Annotated in this window: 8 protein-coding genes; all 8 read left to right on the forward strand. The window is 61.7% G+C overall.

The features are described from left to right. Nucleotides 1–2,715, forward strand: a complete 2,715-nt coding sequence (nuoG, locus tag OQK_RS27470) for an NADH-quinone oxidoreductase subunit NuoG (protein WP_016775281.1) — start codon at nucleotides 1–3, stop codon at nucleotides 2,713–2,715. Continuing rightward, nucleotides 2,712–3,719, forward strand: coding sequence for an NADH-quinone oxidoreductase subunit NuoH (gene nuoH / locus OQK_RS27475; protein ID WP_016775282.1), 1,008 nt, complete (start codon nucleotides 2,712–2,714; stop codon nucleotides 3,717–3,719). The genes nuoG and nuoH overlap by 4 nt, the downstream gene beginning before the upstream one ends. Nucleotides 3,720–3,730: 11 nt before the next feature. Next, nucleotides 3,731–4,279, forward strand: coding sequence for an NADH-quinone oxidoreductase subunit NuoI (gene nuoI / locus OQK_RS27480; protein ID WP_016775283.1), 549 nt, complete (start codon nucleotides 3,731–3,733; stop codon nucleotides 4,277–4,279). A 9-nt stretch (nucleotides 4,280–4,288) separates the two neighbouring features. Continuing rightward, on the forward strand, nucleotides 4,289–4,789 hold the full coding sequence (nuoJ, locus tag OQK_RS27485) for an NADH-quinone oxidoreductase subunit J (protein ID WP_007951462.1): 501 nt from the start codon (nucleotides 4,289–4,291) through the stop codon (nucleotides 4,787–4,789). 3 nt (nucleotides 4,790–4,792) lie between these two features. Further along, complete coding sequence (gene nuoK, locus OQK_RS27490; RefSeq protein ID WP_003180046.1) at nucleotides 4,793–5,101, forward strand: NADH-quinone oxidoreductase subunit NuoK; 309 nt, start codon at nucleotides 4,793–4,795, stop codon at nucleotides 5,099–5,101. Then, nucleotides 5,098–6,951, forward strand: a complete 1,854-nt coding sequence (gene nuoL / locus OQK_RS27495; protein ID WP_016775284.1) for an NADH-quinone oxidoreductase subunit L — start codon at nucleotides 5,098–5,100, stop codon at nucleotides 6,949–6,951. The genes nuoK and nuoL overlap by 4 nt, the downstream gene beginning before the upstream one ends. Nucleotides 6,952–6,990: 39 nt before the next feature. Next, on the forward strand, nucleotides 6,991–8,523 hold the full coding sequence (gene nuoM / locus OQK_RS27500) for an NADH-quinone oxidoreductase subunit M (RefSeq protein WP_016775285.1): 1,533 nt from the start codon (nucleotides 6,991–6,993) through the stop codon (nucleotides 8,521–8,523). 7 nt (nucleotides 8,524–8,530) lie between these two features. Next, the coding region (locus OQK_RS27505) for an NADH-quinone oxidoreductase subunit N (protein ID WP_038862219.1) at nucleotides 8,531–9,405 on the forward strand (875 nt) is incomplete at its 3' end.

Genomic DNA, 9,405 nt, shown 5'->3' on the forward strand with positions numbered 1-9,405 from the left:
ATGGCCACTATCCACGTAGACGGCAAAGCGCTCGAAGTCGACGGGGCAGACAACCTGTTACAGGCATGTCTGTCGCTGGGCCTCGACATTCCATATTTCTGCTGGCACCCCGCGCTTGGTAGCGTCGGGGCCTGCCGCCAGTGCGCGGTCAAGCAGTACACCGACGAGAACGACACCCGTGGTCGCATCGTCATGTCCTGCATGACCCCGGCCACCGACAACACCTGGATCTCGATCGACGATGAAGAATCCAAGGCGTTCCGCGCCAGTGTTGTCGAATGGCTGATGACCAACCACCCGCACGACTGCCCGGTGTGCGAGGAAGGCGGTCACTGCCACTTGCAAGACATGACAGTGATGACCGGCCACAACGAGCGCCGTTATCGCTTCAGCAAACGCACCCACCAGAACCAGCAACTCGGCCCGTTCATTTCCCACGAAATGAACCGCTGCATCGCTTGCTACCGCTGCGTGCGTTTCTACAAGGACTACGCCGGCGGCACCGACCTCGGTGTGTTTGGCGCCCACGACAACGTGTACTTCGGTCGCGTTGAAGACGGCACCCTCGAAAGCGAGTTCTCCGGCAACCTCACCGAGGTCTGCCCGACCGGTGTGTTCACCGACAAGACTCACTCCGAGCGCTACAACCGCAAGTGGGACATGCAGTTCGCCCCGAGCATCTGCCATGGCTGCTCGAGCGGTTGCAACATTTCCCCGGGCGAGCGTTACGGTGAGCTGCGTCGCATCGAAAACCGTTTCAACGGTTCGGTGAACCAGTACTTCCTCTGCGACCGTGGCCGTTTCGGTTATGGCTACGTCAACCGCACCGACCGTCCACGTCAGCCGCTGCTGGCCGACGGCACCAAGCTCGGCCTCGACGCTGCGCTGGACAAAGCCGCCGACCTGCTGCGCGGACGCAACATCGTCGGCATCGGTTCGCCGCGTGCCAGCCTCGAAAGCAACTACGCGTTGCGCGAACTGGTTGGTGCCGAGCACTTCTATTCGGGTATCGAAGCCTCCGAGCTGGAGCGCATCCGTCTGGTCCTGCAGGTGCTGAACGACAGCCCGCTGCCAGTGCCGAACATGCGCGACATCGAAGACCACGACGCGATTTTCGTCCTCGGCGAAGACCTGACCCAGACCGCCGCGCGTATGGCGCTGGCTCTGCGTCAGTCGGTCAAGGGCAAGGCTGAAGACATGGCCGAAGCCATGCGCGTACAGCCTTGGCTCGACGCGGCGGTGAAGAACATCGGCCAGCACGCGCTGAACCCGCTGTTCATCGCCAGCCTCGCCGAAACCAAGCTCGACGACGTCGCTGAAGAATGCGTACACGCAGCTCCCGACGATCTGGCGCGCATCGGTTTCGCCGTGGCTCACGCGCTGGATGCCAGCGCTCCGGCCGTTGAAGGTCTGGACACCGAAGCCCTGGAACTGGCGCAGCGCATCGCCGATGCCCTGCTCGCCGCCAAGCGTCCGCTGATCATCGCCGGTACTTCGCTGGGCTCCAAAGCCTTGATCGAAGCCGCCGCGAACATCGCCAAGGCCCTGAAGCTGCGCGAGAAGAACGGTTCGATCAGCCTGATCGTGCCGGAGGCCAACAGCCTCGGTCTGGCCATGCTCGGTGGCGAATCGGTCGACGCCGCGCTGCAAGCGGTCATCGATGGCAAGGCCGACGCGATCGTCGTGCTGGAAAACGATCTGTACACCCGCACCGCCAAAGCCAAGGTCGATGCCGCACTGAACGCCGCGAAAGTGGTGATCGTCGCTGACCATCAGAAAACCGCCACCACCGATCGCGCGCACCTGGTTCTGCCAGCGGCAAGCTTCGCCGAGGGCGACGGCACGCTGGTCAGCCAGGAAGGCCGCGCTCAGCGTTTCTTCCAGGTTTTCGATCCGCAATACCTGGACGCGAGCATTCTGGTGCACGAAGGCTGGCGCTGGCTGCACGCCCTGCGCGCGACCCTGCTGAACCAGCCGATCGACTGGACGCAACTCGACCACGTCACCGCTGCCGTTGCCTCGAGCACCGCGCAACTGGCGCGCATCGTCGATGCTGCACCGTCGGCTGCTTTCCGCATCAAGGGTCTGAAACTGGCCCGTGAGCCGCTGCGTTATTCCGGCCGCACCGCCATGCGCGCCGATATCAGCGTTCACGAACCACGCACCCCGCAAGACCAGGACACCGCGTTCGCCTTCTCCATGGAAGGTTACTCGGGCTCCGCCGAACCGCGTCAGCAGGTGCCATTCGCATGGTCGCCGGGCTGGAACTCGCCACAAGCGTGGAACAAGTTCCAGGACGAAGTCGGTGGTCATCTGCGTGCTGGCGACCCGGGCACCCGCCTGATCGAAAGCACTGGTGATTCGCTGAACTGGTTCGCCGCTGCGCCGCGTGCGTTCAACCCGGCGCCGGGTACCTGGCAAGCCGTGCCGTTCTTCCACCTGTTCGGCAGCGAAGAAAACTCTTCGAAAGCCGCCCCGGTACAGGAACGCATCCCGGCACCTTACGTCGCGCTGGCGAAATCCGAAGCGGATCGCCTCGGCGTCAACGACGGTGCCCTGCTGAGCCTGAACGTGGCCGGTCAGACATTGCGTCTGCCGCTGCGCATCAATGAAGAACTGGGCGCCGGTCTGGTGGCATTGCCTGCGGGCATCGCCGGCATTCCACCGGCATTCGCCGGCGTGTCCGTCGACGGTCTGCAGGAGGCAGCGCAATGACCTGGTTCACCCCTGAAGTGATCGATGTGATCCTGACGGTCATCAAAGCCATCGTGATCCTGCTGGCCGTGGTGGTCGCAGGCGCCTTGCTCAGCTTTGTCGAACGTCGCCTGCTGGGCTGGTGGCAGGACCGTTACGGTCCGAACCGCGTTGGCCCGTTCGGCATGTTCCAGATCGCCGCCGACATGCTGAAGATGTTCTTCAAGGAAGACTGGACGCCGCCGTTTGCCGACAAGGTGATCTTCACCCTGGCGCCGGTGGTGGCCATGTCCGCCCTGCTGATCGCCTTCGCGATCATCCCGATCACCCCGACCTGGGGCGTGGCGGATCTGAACATCGGCCTGCTGTTCTTCTTCGCCATGGCCGGCCTGTCGGTCTACGCGGTGCTGTTCGCCGGCTGGTCGAGCAACAACAAGTTCGCCCTGCTCGGCAGCTTGCGTGCCTCGGCGCAGACCGTGTCCTACGAAGTGTTCATGGGCCTGGCCCTGATGGGCATCGTGGTCCAGGTCGGTTCGTTCAACATGCGCGACATCGTCGAGTACCAGGCGCAGAACCTGTGGTTCATCATTCCGCAGTTCTTCGGCTTCTGTACCTTCTTCATCGCTGGTGTCGCCGTGACTCACCGTCACCCGTTCGACCAGCCGGAAGCGGAACAGGAACTGGCCGACGGTTACCACATTGAATACGCCGGTATGAAATGGGGCATGTTCTTCGTCGGTGAATACATCGGCATCATCCTGATCTCGGCGCTGCTGGTCACCCTGTTCTTCGGTGGCTGGCACGGTCCGTTCGGCATCCTGCCGCAACTGTCCTTCGTCTGGTTCGCACTGAAGACCGCGTTCTTCATCATGCTGTTCATCCTGCTGCGCGCTTCCATCCCGCGTCCGCGTTATGACCAGGTGATGGATTTCAGCTGGAAATTCTGCCTGCCACTGACCCTGATCAATTTGCTGGTGACCGCTGCGGTTGTGTTGATGAACACGCCTGCGGTTGCGGTTCAGTGAGGATTTGACCCATGTTCAAATATATTGGCGACATCGTTAAGGGTACCGGTACCCAGTTGCGCAGCCTGGTCATGGTCTTCGGCCATGGCTTTCGCAAGCGCGACACCCTGCAATACCCCGAGGAGCAGGTCTACCTGCCGCCGCGTTACCGTGGCCGCATCGTCCTGACCCGCGACCCCGATGGCGAAGAACGCTGCGTAGCCTGCAACCTGTGCGCCGTGGCCTGCCCGGTGGGTTGCATCTCGCTGCAGAAAGCTGAAACCGAAGACGGTCGCTGGTACCCGGACTTCTTCCGGATCAACTTCTCGCGCTGCATTTTCTGCGGTCTCTGCGAGGAAGCCTGCCCGACCACCGCGATCCAGCTGACCCCGGATTTCGAGATGGCCGAGTTCAAACGTCAGGACCTGGTGTACGAGAAAGAAGATCTTTTGATCTCCGGCCCCGGCAAAAACCCTGATTACAACTTCTATCGTGTTGCAGGTATGGCAATCGCTGGCAAGCCGAAAGGCGCTGCGCAGAACGAAGCCGAACCGATCAACGTGAAGAGCTTGCTGCCTTAAGGAAGAACGATGGAATTCGCTTTCTATTTCGCATCGGGTATTGCTGTGGTGTCCACGCTGCGTGTGGTCACCAACACCAACCCCGTGCACGCCCTGCTCTACCTGATCATCTCGTTGATCGCCGTGGCCATGACCTTCTTCGCCCTCGGCGCGCCGTTCGCCGGTGTGCTGGAAGTGATCGCCTACGCCGGCGCCATCATGGTGCTGTTCGTGTTCGTGGTGATGATGCTCAACCTCGGTCCCGCCTCGGTGCAGCAGGAACGCACCTGGCTCAAGCCCGGCATCTGGGCAGGACCGGTGATTCTTGCCGCGCTGCTGCTGGCCGAACTGCTGTATGTGCTGTTCGCTCACCAGAGCGGCCAGGCCATCGGCCACACCACCGTAGATGCGAAAGCCGTGGGCATCAGCCTGTTCGGCCCGTATCTGCTGGTGGTCGAACTCGCCTCGATGCTGCTGCTCGCCGCAGCCGTCACGGCGTTCCATTTGGGCCGTAACGAGGCGAAGGAGTAAGACATGCCTGCTATCCCTCTCGAACATGGTTTAGCCGTTGCCGGCATCCTGTTCTGCCTTGGTCTGGTCGGCCTGATGGTCCGCCGCAACATTTTGTTCGTGTTGATGAGTCTGGAAGTGATGATGAACGCCTCTGCCCTGGCCTTCATCGTCGCGGGCGCCCGCTGGGCGCAGCCGGATGGACAGATCATGTTCATCCTGGTGATCAGCCTTGCCGCAGCCGAGGCCAGTATTGGCCTGGCGATCCTGCTGCAACTGTATCGCCGCTTCCACACGCTCGATATCGACGCTGCCAGTGAGATGCGCGGATGAACCTACTCTTTCTGACTTTCGTATTCCCCCTGATCGGGTTCCTGTTGCTGTCGTTCTCGCGCGGCCGCTTCTCGGAAAACCTCTCGGCGCTGATCGGTGTCGGTTCGATCGGCCTGTCGGCCATCGTCACCGCTTACGTGATCTGGCAATTCAACGTCGCACCGCCGGAGGGTGGCGTGTACACCCAGGTGCTGTGGCGCTGGATGTCGGTGGAAGGTTTCCAGCCGAACTTCGCGCTGTACCTGGATGGCCTGTCGGTGACCATGCTAGGTGTGGTCGTCGGCGTCGGCTTCCTGATCCACCTGTTCGCGTCCTGGTACATGCGTGGCGAAGACGGTTACTCGCGCTTCTTCTCGTACACCAACCTGTTCATCGCCAGCATGCTGTTCCTGATCCTCGGCGATAACCTGCTGTTCATCTACTTCGGTTGGGAAGGCGTGGGCCTGTGCTCGTACCTGTTGATCGGTTTCTACTACAGCAACCGCAACAACGGTAACGCGGCACTCAAGGCGTTCATCGTCACCCGCATCGGCGACGTGTTCATGGCCATCGGCCTCTTCATCCTGTTCCAGCAACTGGGCACGCTGAACGTCCAGGAACTGCTGGTACGTGCGCCGGAGCACTTCAAGGTCGGCGACTTCTGGATCGTTCTGGCAACCCTGATGCTGCTCGGTGGTGCTGTCGGTAAATCGGCGCAACTGCCGCTGCAAACCTGGCTCGCGGATGCGATGGCCGGCCCTACCCCGGTTTCGGCACTGATCCACGCCGCGACCATGGTCACCGCCGGTGTCTACCTGATCGCCCGTACCCATGGTCTGTTTGCCTTGGCGCCGGACATCCTGCACCTCGTCGGCATCGTCGGTGGCGTGACCCTGGTACTGGCCGGTTTTGCCGCGCTGGTGCAGACCGACATCAAACGTATCCTCGCCTATTCGACCATGAGCCAGATCGGCTACATGTTCCTGGCGCTGGGCGTTGGCGCCTGGGAAGGCGCGATCTTCCACCTGATGACTCACGCCTTCTTCAAGGCCCTGCTGTTCCTTGCGTCCGGTGCGGTGATCGTTGCCTGCCACCACGAGCAGAACATCTTCAAGATGGGCGGTCTGTGGAAGAAACTGCCACTGGCCTACGCCAGCTTCATCGTCGGCGGTGCTGCGCTGGCCGCTCTGCCACTGGTTACCGCAGGCTTCTACTCCAAGGACGAAATCCTCTGGGAAGCGTTCGCCAGCGGCAACCAGGGTCTGCTCTACGCAGGTCTGGTCGGTGCGTTCATGACGTCGCTGTACACCTTCCGCCTGATCTTCATCGCGTTCCACGGTGAAGCCAAGACCGAAGCCCACGCCGGCCACGGCATTGCCCACTGGCTGCCATTGTCGGTGTTGATCGTGCTGTCGACTTTCGTCGGCGCGATGATCGTGCCGCCGCTGGACGGCGTACTGCCGCAAAGCGTCGGCCATGCCGGTGGCGAAGCCAAGCACAGTCTGGAAATCGCCTCGGGCGCCATCGCCCTGGCCGGTATCCTGCTGGCAGCGCTGCTGTTCCTTGGCAAGCGTCGCTTCGTCACGGCGATCGCCAACAGCGGCATCGGCCGTTTCCTTTCGGCCTGGTGGTTCGCTGCCTGGGGCTTCGACTGGATCTACGACAAACTGTTCGTCAAGCCGTACCTTGCGATCAGCCATGTACTGCGCAAAGACCCGCTCGACCAGACCATCGGTCTGATCCCGCGTATGGCCAAGGGTGGTCACACTGCCCTGAGCCGCACCGAGACCGGTCAACTGCGTTGGTACGCCGCCTCGATGGCTGCTGGTGCCGTGCTGGTGATCGGCGCCATCGTGCTGGTAGCGGTCTGATATGAACCTTGCGAATTTGCGAAAGGAAACGAGCCCGTCATGATTCTGCCTTGGCTAATCCTGATCCCCTTCATCGGCGGCCTGCTGTGCTGGATGGGTGAGCGCTTCGGCGCTACCCTCCCGCGCTGGATTGCGCTGTTGACCATGACCCTGGAACTCGCGCTCGGCCTCTGGCTGTGGGCCCACGGTGACTATTCATTCGCACCGGCGCCGGGCGCCGATCCGACCTGGGCGCTTGAGTTCAAGCATGTCTGGATCCAGCGTTTCGGCATCAACGTGCACCTGGCCCTCGACGGCCTGTCGCTGTTGATGATCCTGCTGACCGGCCTGCTGGGTATCCTCTCGGTACTCTGCTCGTGGAAAGAGATTCAACGTCACGTTGGCTTCTTCCACCTCAACCTGATGTGGATCCTGGGCGGTGTGGTCGGCGTGTTCCTCGCCCTCGACCTGTTCATGTTCTTCTTCTTCTGGGAAATGATGCTGGTGCCGATGTACTTCCTCATCGCGCTCTGGGGTCACAGTTCTTCGGACGGCAAGAAAACCCGGATCTACGCGGCGACCAAGTTCTTCATCTTCACTCAGGCGTCCGGCCTGATCATGCTGGTGGCGATCCTCGGTCTGGTGCTGGTCAACTTCAACAATACCGGCGTGATCACCTTCAACTACGCCGACCTGTTGAAAACCAAGATGTCGATGACCACCGAGTACATTCTGATGCTCGGCTTCTTCATCGCCTTCGCGGTCAAGCTGCCCGTCGTACCGTTCCACTCCTGGCTGCCTGATGCTCACGCCCAGGCACCGACTGCCGGTTCCGTCGACCTCGCCGGTATCCTGCTGAAAACCGCGGCCTACGGTCTGCTGCGTTTCGCCCTGCCGCTGTTCCCGAACGCTTCGGCCGAGTTCGCGCCGATCGCCATGACCCTGGGTCTGATCGGGATCTTCTACGGCGCGTTCCTGGCGTTCGCACAAACCGACATCAAGCGTCTGATTGCCTTCTCTTCCGTTTCCCACATGGGCTTCGTGTTGATCGGTATCTACTCCGGCAGCCAACTGGCGCTGCAAGGCGCAGTGATCCAGATGCTGGCGCACGGTCTGTCGGCAGCGGCGCTGTTTATCCTCAGCGGTCAGTTGTACGAGCGTCTGCATACGCGTGACATGCGTGAGATGGGCGGTCTGTGGTCGCGTATCGCTTACCTGCCGGCGATCAGCCTGTTCTTCGCGGCGGCGTCGCTGGGCTTGCCGGGCACCGGTAACTTTGTCGGCGAATTCCTGATCCTGATCGGCTCCTTCGCCAGCGCTCCATGGGTCACGGCGATTGCCACGTCCGGTCTGGTGTTCGGTTCGGTCTACTCGCTGATCATGATCCACCGTGCCTACTTCGGCCCGTCGAAATCCGACGCAGTGCTGCACGGCATGGACGCTCGCGAACTGATCATGGTGCTCGGTCTGGCGGTGTTGCTGATTTATCTCGGCGTCTACCCGCAACCGTTCCTCGACACCTCTGCCGCCACCATGCATGGCGTGCAGCAGTGGCTCGGCACCGCCTTCTCTCAACTCGCTTCGGCCCGGTAAGAGCGCTATGGAATTCACGATTCAACACTTTATTGCGCTTGCGCCACTGTTGATCACCAGCCTCACCATTATCGTGGTGATGCTGGCAATCGCCTGGCGCCGCAACCACTCGCAGACCTTCCTGATTTCGGTGGCGGGTCTGAACCTGGCCCTGCTGTCGATCCTGCCTGCGTTGAAAGTCGCGCCTCTGGCCGTGACCCCGTTGCTGCAAATCGATGCCTTCGCCTGCCTGTACATGGCGATGATCCTGGTCGCCACCCTCGCCTGCGTCACCCTTGCCCACGCCTATCTCGGTGATGGCGGTTCGGGTTACCCGGGCAACCGCGAAGAACTGTACCTGCTGATCCTGATGGCCGCCGCCGGTGGTCTGGTGCTGGTCAGCGCGCAGCACCTGGCCGGGTTGTTCATCGGTCTGGAACTGCTCTCGGTACCGGTCTACGGTCTGGTGGCTTACGCCTTCTTCAACAAGCGTTCGCTGGAAGCCGGCATCAAGTACATGGTGCTGTCGGCCGCCGGTTCCGCGTTCCTGCTGTTCGGTATGGCGCTGCTCTACGCCGACGCCGGTTCGCTGAGCTTCGTCGGCATCGGTCAGGCCCTGGCTGCAACAGGTCTGCCAAGCCCGCTGGCGCAACTGGGCCTGGGCATGATGCTGATCGGTCTGGCGTTCAAGCTGTCGCTGGTACCGTTCCACCTGTGGACGCCGGACGTCTACGAAGGTGCTCCGGCACCGGTGGCGGCGTTCCTCGCTACCGCTTCGAAGGTCGCAGTGTTTGCGGTGATGGTGCGTCTGTTCCAGCTCTCCCCTGCTGCCAGCAGTGGTGTGCTGAGCGATGTGCTCAGCGTGATCGCGGTCGCCTCGATCCTGTTCGGTAACCTGCTGGC

Source organism: Pseudomonas sp. R62 (assembly GCF_000257605.1).
In the GTDB taxonomy this organism is placed as follows: Bacteria; Pseudomonadota; Gammaproteobacteria; order Pseudomonadales; family Pseudomonadaceae; genus Aquipseudomonas; species Aquipseudomonas atacamensis.

Bases quoted from the DNA above. Each gene is read 5' to 3' on its own strand.
- nuoH (WP_016775282.1), top strand. From the start codon at position 2,712: ATGACCTGGTTCACCCCTGAAGTGATCGATGTGATCCTGACGGTCATC.
- nuoK (WP_003180046.1), top strand. From the start codon at position 4,793: ATGCCTGCTATCCCTCTCGAACATGGTTTAGCCGTTGCCGGCATCCTG.
- nuoL (WP_016775284.1), top strand. From the start codon at position 5,098: ATGAACCTACTCTTTCTGACTTTCGTATTCCCCCTGATCGGGTTCCTG.
- nuoM (WP_016775285.1), top strand. From the start codon at position 6,991: ATGATTCTGCCTTGGCTAATCCTGATCCCCTTCATCGGCGGCCTGCTG.
- nuoG (WP_016775281.1), top strand. From the start codon at position 1: ATGGCCACTATCCACGTAGACGGCAAAGCGCTCGAAGTCGACGGGGCA.
- nuoI (WP_016775283.1), top strand. From the start codon at position 3,731: ATGTTCAAATATATTGGCGACATCGTTAAGGGTACCGGTACCCAGTTG.
- nuoJ (WP_007951462.1), top strand. From the start codon at position 4,289: ATGGAATTCGCTTTCTATTTCGCATCGGGTATTGCTGTGGTGTCCACG.